General features: G+C 70.4%; 20 protein-coding genes and 1 pseudogene. 7 read left to right on the forward strand and 14 right to left on the reverse strand.

Going from position 1 to position 19,779, the window contains the following annotated elements; genetic code table 11:
* Window positions 1-17 precede the first annotated feature (17 nt).
* Entirely contained in the window at window positions 18-857 is an 840-nt protein-coding gene (locus AUV07_RS06000; RefSeq protein WP_062634602.1) for a Sir2 family NAD-dependent protein deacetylase, read from the forward strand.
* On the forward strand, window positions 854-1,441 hold the full coding sequence (locus tag AUV07_RS06005; protein ID WP_025103424.1) for a histidine phosphatase family protein: 588 nt from the start codon (window positions 854-856) through the stop codon (window positions 1,439-1,441). The genes AUV07_RS06000 and AUV07_RS06005 overlap by 4 nt, the downstream gene beginning before the upstream one ends.
* An 8-nt stretch (window positions 1,442-1,449) precedes the next feature.
* On the opposite strand, the gene AUV07_RS06010 is transcribed toward AUV07_RS06005, so the two are convergent.
* Genes AUV07_RS06010 through AUV07_RS06030 form a run of 5 tightly spaced genes read right to left on the reverse strand, consistent with a single transcriptional unit; the run spans window position 1,450 to window position 7,392 of the window.
* A complete protein-coding gene (locus tag AUV07_RS06010; protein WP_062634604.1) occupies window positions 1,450-2,256 on the reverse strand; it encodes an HpcH/HpaI aldolase/citrate lyase family protein in 807 nt (268 codons plus the stop codon).
* Window positions 2,253-2,735 carry a MaoC family dehydratase gene (locus tag AUV07_RS06015; protein WP_371512203.1) on the reverse strand — a complete coding sequence of 161 codons (483 nt, stop codon included), beginning with the start codon at window positions 2,733-2,735 and terminating at the stop codon, window positions 2,253-2,255. Before AUV07_RS06015 ends, AUV07_RS06010 begins: the two co-directional genes overlap by 4 nt.
* 15 nt (window positions 2,736-2,750) lie before the next feature.
* Complete coding sequence (locus AUV07_RS06020) at window positions 2,751-3,899, reverse strand: acyl-CoA dehydrogenase family protein (protein WP_062635194.1); 1,149 nt, start codon at window positions 3,897-3,899, stop codon at window positions 2,751-2,753.
* On the reverse strand, window positions 3,899-5,833 hold the full coding sequence (locus AUV07_RS06025) for an acetyl/propionyl/methylcrotonyl-CoA carboxylase subunit alpha (protein WP_062634606.1): 1,935 nt from the start codon (window positions 5,831-5,833) through the stop codon (window positions 3,899-3,901). The genes AUV07_RS06020 and AUV07_RS06025 overlap by 1 nt, the downstream gene beginning before the upstream one ends.
* A gap of 5 nt (window positions 5,834-5,838) precedes the next feature.
* On the reverse strand, window positions 5,839-7,392 hold the full coding sequence (locus AUV07_RS06030) for a carboxyl transferase domain-containing protein (protein ID WP_062635197.1): 1,554 nt from the start codon (window positions 7,390-7,392) through the stop codon (window positions 5,839-5,841).
* A gap of 111 nt (window positions 7,393-7,503) precedes the next feature.
* Here AUV07_RS06030 and AUV07_RS06035 point away from each other — a divergent pair, with 111 nt between their 5' ends.
* Window positions 7,504-8,106 carry a TetR/AcrR family transcriptional regulator gene (locus AUV07_RS06035; protein WP_062634608.1) on the forward strand — a complete coding sequence of 201 codons (603 nt, stop codon included), beginning with the start codon at window positions 7,504-7,506 and terminating at the stop codon, window positions 8,104-8,106.
* Here the strand turns inward: AUV07_RS06035 and AUV07_RS06040 are convergent.
* From AUV07_RS06040 to pdhA, 3 genes are read right to left on the reverse strand one after another with little or no spacing between them, the layout of a single operon-like run.
* Entirely contained in the window at window positions 8,099-9,478 is a 1,380-nt protein-coding gene (locus AUV07_RS06040; protein WP_062634610.1) for a dihydrolipoamide acetyltransferase family protein, read from the reverse strand. The genes AUV07_RS06035 and AUV07_RS06040 overlap by 8 nt on opposite strands.
* Complete coding sequence (locus AUV07_RS06045) at window positions 9,475-10,485, reverse strand: alpha-ketoacid dehydrogenase subunit beta (RefSeq protein ID WP_025103416.1); 1,011 nt, start codon at window positions 10,483-10,485, stop codon at window positions 9,475-9,477. The genes AUV07_RS06040 and AUV07_RS06045 overlap by 4 nt, the downstream gene beginning before the upstream one ends.
* A 2-nt stretch (window positions 10,486-10,487) precedes the next feature.
* On the reverse strand, window positions 10,488-11,603 hold the full coding sequence (gene pdhA, locus AUV07_RS06050; RefSeq protein ID WP_062635199.1) for a pyruvate dehydrogenase (acetyl-transferring) E1 component subunit alpha: 1,116 nt from the start codon (window positions 11,601-11,603) through the stop codon (window positions 10,488-10,490).
* A 171-nt stretch (window positions 11,604-11,774) separates the two neighbouring features.
* Here pdhA and AUV07_RS06055 point away from each other — a divergent pair, with 171 nt between their 5' ends.
* Window positions 11,775-12,248, forward strand: a complete 474-nt coding sequence (locus tag AUV07_RS06055; RefSeq protein ID WP_025103414.1) for an Lrp/AsnC family transcriptional regulator — start codon at window positions 11,775-11,777, stop codon at window positions 12,246-12,248.
* Here the strand turns inward: AUV07_RS06055 and AUV07_RS06060 are convergent.
* Window positions 12,220-13,119: an alpha/beta fold hydrolase gene (locus tag AUV07_RS06060; protein WP_062634612.1), complete on the reverse strand. Its 900-nt coding sequence runs from the start codon at window positions 13,117-13,119 to the stop codon at window positions 12,220-12,222. The genes AUV07_RS06055 and AUV07_RS06060 overlap by 29 nt on opposite strands.
* 135 nt (window positions 13,120-13,254) lie before the next feature.
* Here AUV07_RS06060 and AUV07_RS06065 point away from each other — a divergent pair, with 135 nt between their 5' ends.
* Complete coding sequence (locus AUV07_RS06065; protein WP_062634614.1) at window positions 13,255-14,169, forward strand: helix-turn-helix transcriptional regulator; 915 nt, start codon at window positions 13,255-13,257, stop codon at window positions 14,167-14,169.
* A gap of 185 nt (window positions 14,170-14,354) precedes the next feature.
* Window positions 14,355-14,672 carry a DUF7882 family protein gene (locus tag AUV07_RS06070; RefSeq protein ID WP_062634616.1) on the forward strand — a complete coding sequence of 106 codons (318 nt, stop codon included), beginning with the start codon at window positions 14,355-14,357 and terminating at the stop codon, window positions 14,670-14,672.
* A gap of 53 nt (window positions 14,673-14,725) precedes the next feature.
* Here AUV07_RS06070 and AUV07_RS06075 read toward each other — a convergent pair whose 3' ends face one another.
* The 5 genes and pseudogenes from AUV07_RS06075 to AUV07_RS06090 form a co-directional block, all read right to left on the reverse strand.
* Window positions 14,726-14,986 carry a DUF6458 family protein gene (locus tag AUV07_RS06075; protein ID WP_025103410.1) on the reverse strand — a complete coding sequence of 87 codons (261 nt, stop codon included), beginning with the start codon at window positions 14,984-14,986 and terminating at the stop codon, window positions 14,726-14,728.
* A 108-nt stretch (window positions 14,987-15,094) separates the two neighbouring features.
* A complete protein-coding gene (locus tag AUV07_RS06080; protein WP_331709275.1) occupies window positions 15,095-15,946 on the reverse strand; it encodes an FAD-binding oxidoreductase in 852 nt (283 codons plus the stop codon).
* Window positions 15,932-16,309: pseudogene (locus AUV07_RS18165) on the reverse strand (globin domain-containing protein); the annotation flags it as partial. The gene AUV07_RS06080 and the pseudogene AUV07_RS18165, both read right to left, overlap by 15 nt.
* Before the next feature lie 96 nt (window positions 16,310-16,405).
* Window positions 16,406-16,912, reverse strand: a complete 507-nt coding sequence (locus tag AUV07_RS06085; RefSeq protein WP_062634620.1) for a hypothetical protein — start codon at window positions 16,910-16,912, stop codon at window positions 16,406-16,408.
* A gap of 149 nt (window positions 16,913-17,061) precedes the next feature.
* On the reverse strand, window positions 17,062-18,828 hold the full coding sequence (locus AUV07_RS06090) for a DUF5979 domain-containing protein (RefSeq protein ID WP_062634621.1): 1,767 nt from the start codon (window positions 18,826-18,828) through the stop codon (window positions 17,062-17,064).
* Window positions 18,829-19,450: 622 nt separating this feature from the next.
* On the opposite strand from AUV07_RS06090, the gene AUV07_RS06095 reads away from it, so the two are divergent.
* Window positions 19,451-19,726 carry a hypothetical protein gene (locus AUV07_RS06095; protein WP_062634623.1) on the forward strand — a complete coding sequence of 92 codons (276 nt, stop codon included), beginning with the start codon at window positions 19,451-19,453 and terminating at the stop codon, window positions 19,724-19,726.
* Window positions 19,727-19,779: the final 53 nt, after the last annotated feature.

The following is a 19,779-nucleotide window of genomic DNA, read 5'->3' on the forward strand; positions in this document are numbered from 1 at the left end:
TCGATCGAGGAGGTCCTGTGAGCGCGACGAACACCGCCGAGCCGTCGGCCGAGCTCTCCCACGCCGCCGACCTGCTGCGCGGCAAGCGGATCGCCCTTCTCACCGGCGCCGGCATCTCGACCGACTCGGGCATCCCCGCCTACCGCGGCGAGGGGGCGCGCACCCGCAGCGACCCCATGACGATCCAGACCTACCTCGGCGACGAGGCCGCCCGGCGCCGCTACTGGGTCGGCGGTCACCTCGGCTGGCGCGCCTTCGCCCGGGCCGCCCCGAATCCCGGCCACCGTGCACTCGCGGAGATGGAGTCCAGGGGCGTGGTCTCGGGTGTCATCACCCAGAACGTCGACGGACTGCACCTCCGCGCGGGCAGCTCGCACGTCATCGAGGTGCACGGGACCATGCGCCGCGTGCTCTGCCTGCACTGTGGTCAGGTGTTCGACCGTCGCGACATCGCCGTGCAGATCGAGGAGCGCAACCCCTGGATCACCGTCCCGGAGAACGTGGCGCTGGCCCCGGACGGCGACGTGCTCCCGGAGAGCACCGAGGGCTTCGTCGTCCCGACCTGCACCGTGTGCGCGGGCATGCTCAAACCTGACGTGGTGTTCTTCGGAGAGTATGTGCCGCAGGACCGCTTCCGTGCCGCCGAATCGTTGCTGCGCTCCAGCGACGCGCTCATCGTGGCCGGCTCCTCTCTCGTCGTGAACTCCGGCGTGCGCCTCGTGAACCGGGCGCGTCGACGCGGCATCCCTCTGATCATCGTCAATCGCGAGCCGACCCGCGCGGACGCCTGGGCCGATGTCACCATCGCCGCCGGCACCAGCGACGTGCTCCCCGCCCTGCAGGAGATGCTCTTGTGACCTACCTCACCCTCATCCGCCACGGTCAGACCGACTGGAACCTCGCCCGCCGCATCCAGGGGTCGACCGACATCCCCTTGAACGAGACGGGCCGCGAGGACGCGCGGTGGGCGGCAGAGAAACTCGCCGGCACGACGCACCATGCCGTCTACACGAGCCCGCTCGTGCGGGCGAGCGAGACCGCCGGCATCATCGCGGAGCGCCTGGGCTTGGAGATCGCCGGCGTGGTCCCCGACATCCGGGAGCGGGAGTTCGGCGAGGGCGAGGGCATGCTCGTCCCCGACTACATCTCGACGTACGGCGACTGGCACGCCGAGGTTCCCGGCGCGGAGTCGCTGCACGAGGTCGGCGTCCGCGCCATCGCCGCGCTGCACCGCATCGCGCGCGACGCCCGGCGGAGGTCGGCGCCGCAGGCGGAGTCGGTGCTCGTGGTGACCCACGGCGGCGTCATCCGCGCCGTCATCGACCACGTCTCCGGCGGTACGCTCCCCCGGGACGGCGAGGTGCTGCGCAACGGCTCCGCGCACCGGTTCGTCGCGGCACCCGGCTACCTCCGGCTGCTCGAGGAGACGCCCGTCCTCTGACGGGACGGTCAGCCGGCGCGGGAGACCACGGCGCGCGCGTGACGCAGGACGGGCTCGTCCACCATGCGCCCCCGGAAGCGGAACACACCGCGCTCCTGCGCCGCAGCGGCGAGTACCTCGCGCGCCCATGCCACCGTCTCGGCGTCCGGCGCATACGCCGCCCGGATGACCGCGACCTGACTCGGATGGATGCATGCCGTCGCGCGGAACCCCGACGCCGCCGCATCCTCCGCCTCCCGCTCCAGCCCCGCGGTATCGCCGATGTCGACGTGCACCGCGTCGATCGCCGCCTTGCCGTGCGCACCGGCCTCCAGGAGCACCCGGGAACGGGCGTAGCGCGCGATGTCGCGGTAGCCGCCCTCTGCATTGCGGGAAGAGGTGCCGCCGAGGGAGGCCACCAGATCCTCCGCGCCCCACATCAGTCCGGCGACCGCCGGGTGCGCGGCGATGTCGGGCGCCGCATGGATCCCGCGCGCCGTCTCGCACAGCGCGAGCAGGGTGAAGCCCGCGTCGAAGGCGTCCAGGCTCTCCGCGCTCTCCGTCTTCGCCACCATCACGGTCCGGAACGGTGACCGTGCCAGGGCCTCGAGGTCGTCCGCGAACGCCGCGGAGTCCGGCGCGTTCACGCGCACGATGACGCGCGCGGGGTCGAGGTCCGCGGCGACGATGTTCTCGCGGGCCTCGCTCTTCGCCTCCGGCAGCACGGCGTCCTCCAGATCGAGGATCACGGCATCCGCCCGTTCCTGGGCCTTCGCGAAGCGCTCCGGGCGGTCCGCCGGGCAGAACAGCAGGGCAGGGCCGAGTTCGAAGGTCATGCGGCGTCCTCCTCCGGCCGGCAGCGCACCAGCACCGTGCGCACGGCCGTCGCGACCACCGTGCCGTCCTGATTGCGTCCGGTGTGCGCGATCTGCACGACGCCCTGGCCAGGACGGGACGACGAGAGCCGCTTGTCGACGACGACGCTCTCGGTCGTGAGCGTGTCCCCGGCGAACAGCGGATGCGGGAAGGCGATGTCGCCGAGGCCGAGCTGCGCCACCAGCGTCCCCTGCGTGAGCTGGGCGACCGAGGAGCCCACCATCGTCGACAGCGTCCACATGGAGTTCATGAGGCGCGCGTGGAAAGGCTCCTGGGCATCCGCGAACGCCGCGTCCAGATGCAGCGCCTGGGTGTTCATCGTCAGCGTCGTGAAGAGGACGTTGTCCGCCTCCGTGGCCGTGCGACCGGGGCGGTGCACGTACCGGACGTCGGTCTCGAACTCCTCGTAGTACAGGCCGCGCTGCACGACCTCGCGCATGGTCATGCCTCCACGCTACCGGGCGAGTCCGAGCGCCCTGGCGATCACGAGGAGCTGGACCTCGGTGGTCCCCTCGCCGATCTCGAGGATCTTGGAGTCACGGTAGTGGCGCGCCACCGGGAACTCGTTCATGAAGCCGTTGCCGCCGAAGATCTGCGTCGCATCGCGGGCGTTGTCCATCGCGGCCTCGCCCGCGACGAGCTTCGCGATGGCCGCCTGCTCGGCGAACGCCTCTCCGGCGTCACGGAGGCGTGCGGCGTGGTGCCAGGCGAGCCGTGCGGTGTGCACGCGCGCCCTCATCCGCGCCAGCGTGAACTGCGCGTTCTGCCGCGTGCTGAGGGCGCTGCCGAAGATGGTGCGACTCTTGGCGTACTCGACCGCCGCCTCCAGGCACCCCTCCGCCGCGCCGGTCGACAGCGCGGCGATCGCGATGCGGCCCTCGTCCAGGATGCTGAGGAAGTTGCGGAACCCGCTCCCCCGCTCACCGAGGAGATTGCCCGCCGGCACCCGCGCTCCGTCGAACGTCAGCGGATGGGTGTCCGACGCGTTCCACCCCACCTTGTCGTAGGGCGGCTCGACCGTGAATCCCGGCGTACCGTTCGGGACGATGATCGTCGAGATCTCCTTGCGTCCTTCGCTCTGTCCGGTGACCGCGGTGACCGTGACGAAACGCGTGATCGGAGTGCCCGAGTTGGTGATGAACTGCTTGGAGCCGTCGATCACCCACTCGTCGCCGTCGAGCCGCGCCGTCGTGCGCGTCGCCCCGGCATCACTCCCGGCCTCGGGCTCGGTGAGCCCGAACCCGGCGAGGGCGCGACCGGCGAGGAGATCCGGCAGCAGCTCGCGCTTCTGCTCCTCGGTACCGAAGCGGAAGACGGGCATCGCCCCCAGGCTCACCCCGGCCTCGAGGGTGATCGCGATCGACTGGTCGACCCGTCCCAGAGCCTCGATGGCGAGGCCGAGCGCCATGTAGTCGCCGCCCTGCCCGCCGTACTCCTCGGGGAAGGGGAGTCCGAAGAGACCGAGCTCCCCCATCTGCCGCACGACGTCCATGGAGAGCGTGTGCGTGCGATCCGCCTCGTACGCCTGCGGAGCGACGACCGTGTCGGCGAACTCGCGTACCATCGCGGCGAGCTCCCGCTCCTCCTCGGTGAGATCGTGCATCATCGGTCCTCCTCCGTCATCGTCACGCGGGCGACCGGTTGATCGCGCCGCACCTGGTCGCCGACCGCGACCAGCAGCCGCACCACGCCGTCGTGCGGCGCGAGCACGGGGTGCTCCATCTTCATCGCCTCGATCGATACGAGGGGCGCTCCCGCACGCACCCTCTCGCCGTCCGCGGCATGAACAGCCACGACGCCGCCGGGCATGGGCGCGCGAGCCTCGGGTTCCGTGGCCCTGGCCTCGCGTTCCGCGGCGGCGAGGCGCCTGCGCATCCGGCCGCGGCGATCCAGGGGACGCAGCCGGAGCGTCCGTTCGTCCTCGCTGACCCATACCGCGCCCTCGGCGTCGCGGGCCGCGTGCACCCGGTCCGAGCGCACCAGGGGTGGCGTCGCGCGCACGATCTCGTCGTCGTCCGTGAGCAGGGCGACGGGTTCGGGGGCGTGCGGCGCGGCCCCGAGACGCCACCCAGGGAGGCGCTGCCACAGCGGGCCGGCTCCCGCGCGCGCGGTGACCGCCGCGGAGCGGGTCTGCACCACGCCGGCGGCCGCCGCGAGCTGCGCCGCCGACGGAGGCACCGGTGCGAGCGGGAGCAGGGTCTCGATGAGTCCGGTGTCGAGGTCTCCCTCGCGCACACGGCGGTCCCGCAGCAGCTGGCGCAGGAACGCGATGTTCGTCTCCACACCCAACACCACGGTGCGGGCGAGAGCCGCGTCGAGACGCCGCAGCGCGGTCTCCCTGTCCTCCGCCCACGCGATGACCTTCGCGATCATCGGGTCGTAGAACCCGCTCACGACACTCCCCGACTCGACGGCCGCATCCACCCGGACGCCCGGGGGCGCCTCGAAGAGCAACACGGTCCCCGTGGAGGGAAGGAACCCCCGTTCCGGCGACTCGGCGTACACCCGTGCCTCCACGGCATGGCCGGTCGTGCGGGGCTCGACGTCGAGCGGCTGTCCATCGGCCATGCGGAGCTGAAGCGCGACGAGGTCGAGTCCGGTGACCTCCTCGGTCACCGGATGCTCCACCTGCAGCCGGGTGTTCATCTCGATGAAGAAGACGTCTTCCGGTGCGTCCGCGTCGACGAGGAACTCCACGGTGCCGGCCCCGACATAGGCGACGCTCTCCGCTGCCCGCACCGCCGCCGCGAGCAGCCGGTCGCGGGTCGCGGACGGGATCCGGGCGGACGGCGCCTCCTCGATCACCTTCTGATGACGACGCTGGAGCGTGCACTCGCGCTCGCCGAGCGCCACGACGGTGCCGTGGGCGTCGCCGAACACCTGAACCTCGATGTGTCGCGGTCGACGGATGAGACGTTCCAAGATGAGCGCGTCGTCGCCGAAGGCGGATGCCGCGACCCGTCGGGCGGAGCTGAGCGCGCTCGCCAGACCCGTGCTGTCGGCGACGACCTCCATGCCTTTCCCCCCGCCGCCCGCGCTCGGCTTCACGAGGAGCGGGAATCCGACAGCCTCCGCCTCCTCGCGGATCTCCGCGTCGGACAGCCCGCGCGCGTCGAACCCCGGCACCACGGGCACGCCGCTGCGGCTCACGTGCTCACGGGCTCGCGCCTTGTCCCCCATGATCTGCAGCGCCTCGACGGTGGGACCGATGAAGACGATGCCGCTCTCCGCACACGCCTCCGCGAGCCCGACGCTCTCGGAGAGGAATCCGTAGCCCGGATGGACGGCCTCCGCTCCGGAGGCACGAGCCGCCGCGATGACGGCATCGATGTCGAGGTACGACTCCGCGGCCGGTGCCGGACCGATCCGCACGGCGGCATCCGCCTCGCGGACGTGCGGCGCGTCCGCGTCCGCGTCGCTGTAGACCGCGATGCTGCGGATGCCGAGGTCGCGGAGGGTGCGGATGATCCGGCGCGCGATCTCGCCGCGGTTCGCGACGAGGACCGAGGAGAACGAGAGTTCGTGTGAAGGCGACATGGGGCTCACATCCGGAAGACGCCGAAGCGCGGCTCGGGCAGAGGACTGCGGGCGACGACGTCCAGGGCGAGTCCGAGGAGGTCACGCGTCTGCTCCGGATCGACGATGCCGTCGTCCCAGAGCCGTGCGGTGGCGTAGTACGGCTCGCCCTGCTCCTCGTACTGCGCCCGGATCGGCTCCTCGAACGCCGCCCGCTCCGCCGCGGTCCAGGGCTCGCCGCGGGCGGAGAGCTGGTCGTCCTTCACGGTGGCGAGCACGGAGGCGGCCTGTGTTCCGCCCATGACCGAGATCCGACTCGCCGGCCAGGTCCAGAGGAACCGCGGGGAGTAGGCACGTCCGCACATCGAGTAGTTGCCCGCTCCGAAGGAGCCGCCGATGATGACGGTCAGCTTCGGAACGCGGGTGGTCGCGACGGCCGTGACCATCTTCGCGCCGTCCTTCGCGATGCCACCGGCTTCCGCGTCAGACCCGACCATGAAGCCGGTGATGTTCTGTAGGAAGAGCAACGGGATGCCGCGCTGATCGCAGAGCTCGATGAAATGCGCGCCCTTGAGCGCCGACTCGCTGAACAGCACGCCGTTGTTCGCGACGATGCCGACGGGGTGGCCGTGCAGCCGTGCGAAACCCGTCACTAGTGTGGTGCCGTACTCGGCCTTGAACTCATGGAAGGTGTCGCCATCGACGAGGCGGGCGATGACCTCGCGCACGTCGTAGGAAGCGTTGACGTCCACCGGAACGACGTCATACAGGGAGCCGGCCTCCGCGGGCGGCCGACTGTCGCCGACGTCCCAGGCCGGGGCGAGCGGCGGCGGGAGCGTGGCGACGATGTCGCGGAGGATCTCCAGCGCGTGCTCGTCGTCGTCGGCCAGGTGATCCACGACGCCGCTGCGACGGGCGTGCAGCTCCCCTCCCCCGAGCTCCTCCGCCGTGACCACCTCACCGATCGCCGCCTTCACCAGCGGCGGGCCGCCCAGGAAGATCGTGCCCTGTCCACGGACGATGACGGTCTCGTCGCTCATCGCCGGTACGTAGGCGCCCCCGGCCGTGCACGAGCCGAGGACCGCTGCGAGCTGCGGGATTCCCTGCGCGGACAGCCGCGCCTGGTTGAAGAAGATGCGTCCGAAGTGCTCCCGATCCGGGAACACCTCATCCTGGCGGGGAAGGAAGGCGCCACCCGAGTCGACGAGGTAGAGGCAGGGCAGGCGGTTCTCGAGGGCGATCTCCTGCGCACGCAGATGCTTCTTCACGGTGAGCGGATAGTAGGTCCCGCCCTTCACGGTGGCGTCGTTGCAGACCACCATGACGTGCCGGCCGTGGACCAGGCCGATGCCGGCGATGACACCGGCCCCGGGCGCCTCGCCGCCGTACAGGCCGTCGGCCGCGAGCGGCGCGACCTCGAGGAACGGGCTGTCCTCGTCGAGGAGGCGCGCCACCCTGTCGCGAGGAAGCAGCTTGCCGCGGGCGACGTGTCGCTCACGCGAGGCGGTCGGCCCACCCTGCGCTGCCGCGGCGAGACGGTCGCGGAGCTGCTGGGCGAGCGCTTCCTGGGTTGCCGGCATCGTGACGTCCTCCTCGACCCACGTCGCGCCGGGTGGGAGCCTGGCGCGCTGCATGCATTCTCGGTTAGTGTTCACTAACCCGTTGATTCAGGTTAGCGAGGATTAACTGAGATGACAAGCCCCGCCACCGCCCGCGACCGCGCCAAGGCGGAACGCTCCGACGCGCTTCTGCATGCCGCGGCACGGCTCTTCGCCGCGCGCGGGTACAGCGGCGTGAGCCTGGAGGACATCGGCGCCGCCGTCGGCGTGTCCGGGCCTGCCGTGTACCGCCACTTCGCCGGGAAGCAGGCCCTTCTCGGCGCGGTCCTCGTCAAGGTTAGTCAGGACCTCGTTGCGGGCGGACGACGCGTGTCCGCGGAGACGACGGCAGCCGACGAGCGGATGCGCGGACTCATCCGCTTCCACGTCGAGTTCGCGCTCGGCAACGCCGAGGTGATCCAGGTGCAGGACCGGGACCTCGCCTTCCTCGACGACGACGACCGCGCCGAGGTCCGTCGCCTGCAGCGCGCCTACATCGAGCTCTGGATGGATGCGCTCGCCGCCCTGGATCGTTCGGAGCCCCTGGACCGCGACGAGCTGCGGCTGCGCGTGCAGGCGTGCTTCGGTCTCATCAACTCGACCCCGCACAGCACCCGCGCCGCGACGAGACGGCACGCGGCCACCGCGACCGTGCTGGTCGCGATGGCCGAGGCCGCGCTGCGCGCCGCTAGCTGAGCAGCATCGCCCGCCCCGGATCCTCGAGGATGTCCGCCACGTCCTTGAGGAACGTCGCGCCCTCGGCCCCGTCCACGAGGCGGTGGTCGAAGGACAGGCTCAGCGTCATGACCTGACGCAGCGCGATCTCCCCGCGGTACTCCCGCGGCTGCCGACGCACGGCGCCGACCGCGAGGATGCCGGACTGCCCCGGCGGGAGGATCGGTGTTCCGGCGTCCACCCCGAACACCCCGATGTTCGACAGCGAGAACGTACCTCCGGCGAGTTCGGCCGGCGAGGTCTTCCCCGCACGCGCGGTCTCCGCGAGGGCACGGATCGCTGCGGACAGCTCCACCAGATTCATCCGCTCCGCGTCCCGGATCATCGGCACGATGAGACCACGCTCGGTCGCGGCGGCGATGCCCAGGTCGACGAAGCCGTACTCGACGATCTCCCCGGACTCCTCGTCCCACCGCGCGTTCAGGCCCGGAGCACGGCGCAGGGCGAGGCAGACCGCCTTCGCGACGACGGCGAGCGGGCCGATCCGATGCTCCGCGAGCGCTCGGTCGTCGCGGAGACGTGCCAGCATCTCCATGGTCGCGGTCACATCGACCGTGTGGAACACCGTGACGTGCGGGGCGGTGAAGGCGCTCTGCACCATCGCCGCCGCCGTGTGCTTGCGGACCCCGCGGATCGGGATGCGCGTCTCCCGCGGCCTCCCCTCCGCGCGCGGGAGAGTTCCGGAGATCGGGGTGGTCTCGCGCTCGGGTGCCCCGGCGGGCCGTGACGGCTCCGCTCCGATGCGCTCCGCGTACGCATCCACGTCTGCCCTCGTGATCACGCGGTCGCCGACTTCCGCGGCGACGAGGACGAGGTCGACGCCCCGTCGCTTGGCGTAGGCGCGCACCGGAGGGGTGGACCGTGGTCGCTCCAGAACGGGCTCGACCGCGACCGATGGCGTCGCGTCGTGCGGCGCGGCCTCGAGAACGGCCGTGTCGGCCACCGAGGCCACCGGGGCGGCACTCCGGCGCCGCGCCCGGCGCGCGGGGCGTCCGCTCGAGGTCGGGGCGGCCCCGTAGCCCACGAGGTTCGGCTGCGCCTTCTCCGCGGAGGACTCCTGCTCGTCACCGGACGGCGCCGCCGGAGGGTCGTCCCCCTCGATGTCGAAGGCGATCAGCGGCGCTCCCACGGCGACGGTCTCTCCCGCGTCCGCGTGCAGGGTCGACACCGTGCCCTCGTACGGCGACGGCAGCTCGACGACGGCCTTGGCCGTCTCGACCTCCGCGAGGGTCTGGTTCAGCGCGACGCTGTCGCCGGGCGCGACGAGCCACTGCACGACCTCGGCCTCGGTGAGTCCTTCGCCGAGGTCGGGGAGACGGAATTCGGCGATCATGCGTCTGCTCCCGTCAGGCTGTGCGGGCGATCCATCACGCGGTCGACCGCATCGAGGATCCGGTCGAGGTCCGGCAGGTGGTACTTCTCGAGCTTGGCCGGCGGGTAGGGCACGTCGTGGCCGGTGACCCGCAGCGGAGCGGACTCCAGGTACTCGAAGCAGCGCTCGGTCACGCTCGCGATGACCTCCGCGGCGAGTCCGGCTTCCCGAGAGGCCTCGTGTGCCACGACCACACGCCCGGTCTTGCGGACCGAGGCGGCGACGGAGTCGTAGTCCACCGGCGAGAGCGACCGCAGGTCGATGACCTCCAGGGCGATGCCCTCGTCCTCCGCGGCTTCGGCCGCCTGCAGCGCGGTGCTCACCATGGCCCCGTAGGTGAGGACGGTGACGTCGGTGCCCGGGCGCACCACCCGCGCGACACCCATCGGCGGGGCATCCGCGAGCGGGGCTTCCAGGTCGACCTCCCCCTTGTGGTGATAGAGGCGCTTGGGCTCGAAGAACACGACGGGGTCGTCCGAGGCGATCGCCTGGCGAAGACTCCGGTAGGCGTCCTCCGGGTTCGACACGGCGACCACCCGAAGGCCGGCTGTGTGCGCGAAGTACGCCTCCGGAGATTCGGAGTGATGCTCCGCGGCACCGATGCCGCCGGCCCACGGGATCCGGATCGTGATCGGCATCTTCACCCGCCCCTGGGTGCGGTAGTGCAGCTTCGCGACCTGAGAGACGATCTGGTCGAAGGCCGGGTAGACGAACCCGTCGAACTGGATCTCAACGACCGGGCGGTAGCCGCGGAAGGCGAGGCCGACGGCCGTGCCGACGATCCCGGACTCCGCGAGGGGGGTGTCGATGACCCTGGCCGCCCCGAACTCGTCGAGGAGGCCGTCCGTGATCCGGAAGACGCCGCCAAGCTTGCCGATGTCCTCCCCCAGGAGCACCACCTTCTCGTCGTCGCGCATCGCCTGACGCAGGCCGGCGCCGAGCGCCTTGCCGAGAGTGAGCTCGGTCATGGTCACGCCTCACCCTCGAACGACGCCAGATAGGCGGCGTACTCGTCGCGCTGCCGCTCCAGACCCGTGTGCGGCTCGGCGTAGACGCCGTCGAAGACCGCCAGCGGCGGACGGGTGACCATGCCCAGGCAGGTCGCGCGCATCTCCTTGGCGATGGCGTCCGCAGCCGCCTGCGTCTCGGCGACGTGCTCCGCGGTGAGGTCGCCGGTGGCGCGGAGGTATGCCTCGATGCGCGCGATGGGGTCGCGGCGCCGCCACGACTCCAGCTCGGCCTCGTCCCGGTACCTGGTGGGGTCGTCCGCGGTGGTGTGCGGACCCATCCGGTAGGTCACCGCCTCGATGTAGGCCGGCCCCTTCCCGGAGCGCGCGTGCTCCAGCGCCCAGCGCATCGCCGCCAGGCACGCGAGGACGTCGTTGCCGTCCACGCGGAGGCTCGGGATGCCGAATCCGGGGGCGCGTCCCGCGATCGGGTACTGCGACTGCACCGCGACCGGCTCGGAGATGGCCCAGTGGTTGTTCTGGCAGACGAACACGACCGGCGCCTGGTAGGACGCGGCGAAGATCATCGCCTCGTTCACGTCCCCCTGACTGGTGGCCCCGTCTCCGAAGTAGGTCACGGCGACCTCCGGGGCCTTCTCGTGCCGGATGCCGAGGGCGTACCCGACCGCGTGCAGAGTCTGGGCGCCGATGATGATCTGCAGCGGAGCGACCCGCAGGACCGCGGGATCGTAGGCGGCCCCCTCCTCGCCGCGCCACATGCGCACGTAGTCCCCCGGCTGGGCGCCGCGGGCGTAGATCACGCCGGTCTCGCGGTAGCTCGGGAAGACGTAGTCCTGCGGATCGAGGGCCCGGGCCGTGCCGATCTGCGTGGCCTCCTGCCCCTGGCAGGGCGCCCAGAGACCGAGCTGCCCCTGGCGCTGCAGCGCGACACCTTCGGCGTCGATCCGGCGGAGGATGACCATGTCGCGATGCAGGGCGCGCAGCTGCGCGGCGTCGACATCGGCGACGAACGGATCGAGGCGGGCGTTCGCGACGCGGGTCCCGTCCGGAGCGAGGATCCGCTCCGACAGCTCGAGATCCTGGGCGGTGTCCGCGATGGGGGTGGTCTGCGGCGACATCATCGTCCTCCTCGTCCCTGGCGGCCCTCGTGGGGCGACGCACAATGGAGCCGGCGTCATCACCGGCATGGTCTGAGGGTACGTCCGGTCAACACCTCGCTCAAGCAACTCAACGCCGATTGAGCATGTTGCTCATTTTTCTCCGATGCCGTGCTGCTAGGGTTTGGCACTATGCCTGGACTGGACCGGATCGACCTGGAGCTTCTCGCGGCCCTCGCCGACGACCCGCGCGTGACGATCGTCGCTCTCGCCGAGCGCATGAGCCTGTCGCGCAACACCATCCAGGCGCGGATGGCCCGGCTGGAGCAGAGCGGCGTCTTCCTCTCCTACGAGCGCGCCTTCTCCCCCGACGTCCTCGGGTTCCCGCTGCAGGCGTTCGTCAGCATCGGCGTCCGCCAGACCGAGCTCCCCCGCATCATCAACGAGCTGGCGCGCATCCCGGAGGTCGTCCAGGCACACGGTCTGAGCGGCTCCATCGACCTGCTGGCGCGCGTGGCGTGCCGCGACGCCCGTCATCTGTTCGACACGGACGCCCGGATCCTCTCGATCGAGGGTGTGGAGCGGACCGAGACCTCGCTCGCCATGGGTGAGGTGATCCCGTTCCGAGTGGCCGGGCTCATCGGCCTCGCGCGACGGGAATCCTGAGGAACCGACGGATCGCGCCGGCCGCTTCCGCCGGCGTCTCATAGTGGATCAGGTGACCCACCTGGGCGATCTCGACGAGAGACGCGTCGGGGAAGAGCGTCACCAGCTTCCGTTCCGCCTCGATCGGGGTGATGTCGTCGCGCTGTGCGGCGATGAGGAGCGTGGGCACGCCGATCGCGGGGGCGAACTCCCTGACGTCGTGCGAGACGCTCGCGACGAAGGCGTCGTGCAGCACGTCGCGATCGGAGAACCGCGAGAAGTAGGTGTCGTGCTGGTCGTGGATGAAGCGCCGCAACTCGGGGTCCCGCGTCTTCGCCATGGTCATGCTCATCACGCGGACGATCACCCGATTCCGCAGCAACGCGGTCCCGATCCGCGGCGGGAGCTTGGCGCCGAGCGCGTAGTACAGCACTGCGAGTCGGGTCATGACGCCCTTCGGACCCTCCAGCGCCGGTGCGCCGATGGGGTTCACGAGGATCAGCCGCGGCGTCTCGAGTCCTCCGGCCACGGCGGCGGCGGCCACGATGGATCCGAAGGAATGGCCGAGGATGACCGCCCCCGGCCCTGTGGCCGCGGCGAAGTCGATCAACCATCCCGCGTACTCCTGCAGGTCGTGGCGACGACCGGGCAGCGGGGCGGATTCCCCGAATCCTGGCAGATCGGGCGCGAGCACGCGAAGCTCCGGAAGGAAGGCGAGGACCGACTCGAGGCCGTGGTGCTCGCCGCGGAAGCCGTGAACCGCGATGACGGTCGTCTCGGCGTCGTCCGGACCGTAGACCCAGTACGCCGTCGTTCCCCCGCGCACCTCCACCTCCTGGCGCTGCACCGGAATCCGGCTCAATCGCTCCGCATACGGGGAAGGCACACTCATGGTCCGAGTCTACGAGGCCTCGGCACTCCCCCTTCCCGACGGATACCCCCGGAGCGTCCCCACCGTCTTGTCAGTGGCGTGGGTTAGTGTCCAAGAAGCCCCGGCCACCCGGACGAGGCGCAGCAAGGAGTGTCGGTGCAGTTCACATCCACGGACATCGAGCAGGTGGAGTCCACCTGGCAGCAGTTCGTGCCCTCGGCGACCCTCCAGGACGTGGACCCCCGCCGGTTCCGCTTCGACTGGCGCTCGGTGGAGGCGGCGTCCATGTCGCTCGTCCGCTATCAGCTCGCGGCCCAGGTGCACTCCCGCGCCGAGCCGGAGGATCAGCTGCTGGTGTGTCGCGTCGATGCCGCCGACGCCCGGATCTGGTCGGGCCGGCAAGGACTCGACGCCGGTCAGCCGTGGCTCACGGACGGCGTCCGGGTCGAGGCGAAGTGGAACCAGGTCGCCCGCGTCCGTGCTCTCGTGTTCGATCGCGCGGCGGCGCGTGACTCGATCAGGCAGATCACCGGCGACGACCGCCTCGAGCTCCGCGCCACCGGACTCGCTCCGCACACGCGGGAGGACGGGGCACGGTGGGAGCGGATGTTCTCCTACATCGACGGCTCGTTCGGTCCGGACGGCGCCGACCCCCTCATCGCCGCCGAGCTCGAGCGCCATGCCCTGCTGCTGACCATGTCGGCGTTCCCCACCACCTTCAGCGAGTCGCTGCACCGTCCGGCCCAACGCTCCGCGGCGCCGGCCTCGGTGCGTCGCGCCCTCGCGTTCATCGAGGACAACGCACACCTGCCCATCACGGTGGACGACGTCGCGGCGGCGGCCTTCATGTCCACCCGAGGCCTGCAGTACGCGTTCCGCCGCGCGCTCGACATGACACCGAACGAGGCCCTGCGGCACGCCCGGCTCGACGGCGCGCACCGCGATCTGCGACACGGCAAGGGCGCATCGGTGTCCGCGATCGCGCGCCGGTGGGGGTTCAGCAACGTCTCCCGGTTCGCCGTGGCCTATCGCGAGGCGTACGGAAATCCGCCCGTTCTCACCGCCCTGTGACGAGAGACTGACACCGCGCGCAAACTCTGTTCGCAGCAGACGGCGCGTCGCCCTGATGCGCACGATGTCGTGCGCAAATTGGCTACAGTCCAAGTATCCCCGGGAGCGGTCTGCCGTCTTCCCCCCACGTTCCCAAGGAGCGCGATGAACATTCCCGCAGCCCCCGCCGCGAAGGTCGGCTGACCATGGGCAGCCTGTACTACGGCGACACCCAGACGCCGATCCAGATCGAGGACCGTGCGCTCGCGCACCTCAAGGTGGTCATCGCCACGAAGCTGCGCCGGAACGAGAGCTTCACGCTCTCCTGGCGCCACCCCGAGGGCGATGCCCCCGGGCGCTCCACCCTCTGGCTGCACCCCTCCATCCCCCTCCGTTTCGTCTTCGAGGAGACGGAGACACCCGAGCTGAGCCGGCGCTGGATCGAGGAACTCGCGCACTCCGCGAACTCGAGCGGAGGCATCACCCTCGTCGAGGAGCATCTCGAAGGCGCGGACGTCGCCTGACGAGAAGGGCCGCGGGTTCTCCCGCGGCCCTTCTCCTTCCCGTCTGCGGGCGCTCAGAGCCCGTCGTCGGAGCTCGAGCTGACGGAACGCCGGGTCGTGGGCTCGCCCGTCGCCGGGTCGACGTACGTGCGCGACACCGTCTCCGTGCGACGCCGACGCGCGAGAAGCACGATGCCGATGAGGAAGATGATGACGCCGGCACCCATGAGGATGTAGCCGACCATGTCCAGGTCGACCCACGGCACGTCGACGTTGATCGCGAACACGAGGATCGCTCCGATGACGAAGAGCGCGATTCCGCTGCCGATGCTCATAGTCTCTCCCGTTCCCGCGGCGCGGTGCCGCTCTCGGGGAGCCTGCCAGTTCGCCATGGCCTCGAGGAGGGGCTTGACACGGCCGCACTCAGAGCTTTCGGCGCACTCTCACGCAGCGCCGGACTTCGGCTGACGAGCCCAGAGATCCGGACCGAAGACCTCGTACTCGATGCGCTCCGGCGCGATGCCGCGTGCCGTCAGAGCGCTTCGGATCGCCTGCATGAACGGCAGCGGCCCGCACAGGAACACGCGCGCCGTCGGCGGGAGTTCGATGTCGGCGAGATCCATCCGGCCGGAGCGCACCGCCGACCCCTCCGCTGCGCCCCCGGTGTACCAGGTCAGGGTGCGGACGTCGTTCAACCGCTGCGCGCGGTCGCGCACGTCGGAGACGAGGGCGTGGGTCTCCGGCTCGCGGTCCATGTGGAACAGGCACACCGGCCGGTCGGGACGCCGTCGCGCGAGGTCGTCCACCATCGCTGCGACGGGCGTGATGCCGATTCCCGCCGAGATGAGGATCAACGCATCGTCGGAGTCGTCGAGGAGCAGGTCCCCGGCGGGCTGGGAGACATCGAGCACCGTTCCGACGTGGGCGTTCTCGTGCAGCCAGGTCGACACCTGCCCGTCCGGTGCGCCGTCCGCGCCGCGCACGCGCTTCACGGTGACGCGCAATGCCGCCTCGGGCGTCGACGAGGAGATCGTGTACTGCCGGGGCTGGCGCGTGCCGTCAGGGAGGTCGACGGCGATGGCCACGTACTGCCCGGTGCGATGCGGCGCTCGGCGACCGTCCACCGGCTCCAGGATGAGGGAGATGACGTCGCGAGCCTCCTCCACGCGGTCGACGACCCGGTGCGGTCGCCACGGGTGGTCCGGGTCCGTGCCGGCGTCCGCATAGAGCCGTGCCTCCTCGGCGATGAGGGAGCAGCCGAAGAGCCAGTACACCTCGTCCCACGCCGCATGCACTGCGGGCGTGATCGCGTCGCCGAGCACCTCGTCGACCGCGGCCAGGAGATAGCGGCCCACGATCGTGTACTGGCGCGCCGAGATACCCAAGGAGACGTGGCGGTGGGCGATGCGTCGCATCACCGGGGAAAAGTCCGGCGCGTCCGGATCGATGAGGTGCACCGCGAACGCCACGACGGACGCCGCCAGCGCCTTGGGTTGATCGCCCTGGACCTGATGCGCACGGTTGAAGACGTTCAACAGCTCAGGATGCGCCTCGAACATCCGCCGGTAGAACAGGGTGGTGATCTCGTCGGCGTGTGCGGCGACGACGCCGGCGGTGGCGCGGACGATGACTTCGGAGTCCGTGGAGAGCTGCATGGCTGCCTTTCGGTCGGTGTCCGTTCAGCCTCTCGACGACGAGCGCACCACGTCGCCGCGGATACCGTGGAAAACGGGGCCGCGGCGCGCGGCCGCACGTCACCTCACGTAGCCGTAGAACTCGACCCGCGGGAACGCGAGCCCATCGCCGTCGCCGGTCCACACGCCGGTGAAGCGCAGCACGACGCTGTCTCCGGCATCGAGCGGCCCGTTCCACGTGACGGCATTCCCCGCGACGGAAGGGCGACCGGAGGTCGCCTCCAGGGTCGACGCCGCCCAGGTCGAGTCGTCGAGGAGGCCGTCCAGGCGGAACGTGAGCGCGCTCTTCGTCGAGTCGACCTCGCCGTTGTTGAGGAACTGCATGGTGTACGTCACGGTGTCCCCCACCTGGGGATCGGTCGGACTCATGTTGAACGTGTACTGGAAGAAGAGACAGGCCGCGCCGACGCGCTGCGTGAGAACGCCCGTGCTCTGCGTACTCGACGCCGTCGGATCCGCGGGCGTCGACTCGGCGTGAGCGGCGGAAGCGAGCGCCGTTCCGCCGAGTGAGAGAGCGGCGGCCATGCCGAGGGCGGCCGAGGTACGGGCGAGGAGCGTCTTGTTCATGAGAGGTGCCTTTCTCCGACGCGCTGCGGCGTCGACGTCGTCGTCAAAGGGAGAGCCCCTCGACGAGGACAGGACGCCGAACGGCGCGATCGATCACGCGACGACGGTGAAGTCGTCGCGTGATCGATCAGCTAGGCCTCTCGCGGCCCTCAATCGCCGATGCGCGAACCCGCGACCCGGCGGCGGATGCCGAGTGCCACGAGTCCGGCGAGCAGCAGCAGCGCTCCCAGGGCGAACGGACCGGCGGCCCCTTCGGACCCGGTCAGCGCGAGCCCACCGCCCGGAGGGGCCGGAGGAGTGACCGCTGTCCCGTTGGTGAGCACGACCGCGACCGTCGCGTCTTCGGAGATCGTGAGCGTCGCACCGCCGTCGCCGACGTCGACTCCCGCCCCGGTGAAGCGCGGACTCTTCCACGTGACGCCCGCCACGGAGCTCGGCGCCTTCTCGCGGAGCGTGACGACCGTTCCCGCCGGCAGATCCGCGAGCCCGTCGCTCTGCCCGGCGCGGAGTGCGAGTTCACCGGTGACGGGCTGTCCCGCGAGCTCGTACGAGTACTCCACCGTGAACGTCTGGTCCGCAGGGACCAGCGACGTCCCCGGGCCGGTGACGTTCTTTGTCACCGTGAAGCCTCCGACCGGCGGCGGCGTGACCGTCGTCGGGTTGGTGAGCGTCACCGCGACCGTCGTGCCCCGTGCGATGGTGACGGACGCGCCGCCATCGGTGATCGCCACACCGGTGCCGGAGAAGACCGGCGCCTGCCAGGTCACGCCGTCGACGTCCGCCGGCGTGACCTCAGACAGGGTGACGACCGTGCCCACCGGCAGACCCTTCAGGCCATCGGTCTGCCCGGACCGCAGGGCGAGCTCGCCCTCCACCGTCTGCCCTGCACGCTGATACGAGTAGGCCACCCGGAACTCCCGGTCGTCGGGCACCAGAGCCGCGCCGGAACCGCTGACCTCCTTGGTCACAGTGAACCCACCGACCGGCAGCACCCCTTCGCCATCTCCCCCGCCCTGGGAGTAGATGACCGGGGTGCTCTCGGTGACCCACCGGGAGCCGGTCACGGTGTTGTGGAACGCATCACCGGGGCGGACGTCGGCGGGCAGAGCGGTCTTGTAGCGGAGCACGTAGATCGCGTCCGCGACGATGGGCGCGTCCACCGTCACCGTGAACGACTCGGAGCTGACCCCCGTGACGGTGAAGTCGCTGCCCGACTGCAGCGCCGTCGACACGGTGTACTTGCCTCCCGCCCAGTCCTTCGCAAGCACGTATGCCACGGTGACGGAGGCAGGGTCCAGGATGAGTCCCGCTGTGAACGTGTCGGTGAGCGTCGGCGCACCCCCCGTCAGCGCCGCGGATGGGATGTTCACGCCCCACGAGATGTTCCGGCCGTCCAGTGTGATGTCACCCCATTTGTTCGGGGTCGTCGGCGCCGGGAACTCCGGGACCGGTCCGATCCCACCGGGGACATCGACCGGAACGATCGTTCCTCCGCCCGTCGTGAACGGGATCTCCGTCAGCGTGGTCTCCTCGTCTGCCCTCGCACGGAAGTGCAGGGTACCGCTGACGTCGGTGTGACTGTCGACGTAATCCGAGAGCGTGCACACGAGCTCACCGGTCGACACCTCGCAGGTTCCCACGGTCTGACCATCCGGCGCCGTCAGGGCGAACGAATCCCGCACCCCGGTCAGGCTCGGGCTCGTTGGAAAGGCGAGACGGAACGTGTCCCCCGCGGTCGCCGTGTCCGGCACCGCCCAGGTCGCTTCGAACGCGATCCGGTCCCAGACCTTGATCTGGCCGGTGGGTTCGGTGATGGTCAACGAGGTGATCCCCGTCACCTCCGCAGCGCGGGCCGTGGCCGGCGTCGCGATGACGGCCACCAGGGCCGCCAGACAGATCGCGAGCAGAGCGCCCACGAACGTCGTCAGGCGCGTTCCCCGCGCGCCCGATCTGATTGCATGCTGAATGACTGGCACTTTCGACTCCCCAGATGATCGATGAACTCGCGCGGATGGCTTCTTCCGCTCGAGTGGTGTCCCCGTGGAGAGACGCACGAATGGCGGTTCTGTTACGCGATCTCGGCCACGCAGTTTCTTCGGCGATGCAGTATTCCGTGATCCTGCAGCGAACGGCGTCATGAAACGGCCACTCCGACGTCTCTCAGTTGACGGATCGCTTCCCCTTCCGACGCGTCCGTCCGTCTGTAGAGGCATTCGCCGTCTACCTGGTGCCGGGGGCATCGTTGTCTCTCCCCGCTCCCGGCACCTCCTTCCGCCTCCTGTCGACGCTTCACCGGCATCGCTTCCCGGCGAAACGGCCGCGCACTGGTACTTTTCACACATGAGTGCCCCCCGACCCGAACGCTTCTCCCTCGCGGCCGTCCTGGCAGTCGGGGCTATCACGCTCGCCGGATGCGCGTCGAGCACAGCTCCCACCAGCACCGTGACCCCGAGCGATGCACCCCCCTCCAGCTCGCCCTCCCCCTCGCCTGCGCCCAGCTCTCCTGCCGAGACGTTTGGAGACTTCACGGCAGACGGCTTGGCCCAGATCTGCATCGACGCCACGAGATCGGCCTTCGCCGAGGGTGCACAGTTCGACACCGCCAACGTCCGCATCGAGCGGCGCACCGTCGAGCCCGAATGGCTCGTCCTCGTCCCCGCGCAGACCTCCGGACTCTCCGGAGAGGCGCAATGCACGATCGGCGGCACGCCGACGAGCCCTGACATCGGTCTTTCGTCCGCCTCGATCGAGCGTCTTCCGGAGGAGCAGATCCAGAAGCTGATCAACGGGCAGAACGAAGGAGGAGACCGATAGTGTGCGGACCGGAGTCGGCGACCGCACCGCCGAACTCACTGACTCACACCGTT

Source organism: Microbacterium sp. CH1, from assembly GCF_001595495.1.
Classification (GTDB): Bacteria; Actinomycetota; Actinomycetes; order Actinomycetales; family Microbacteriaceae; genus Microbacterium.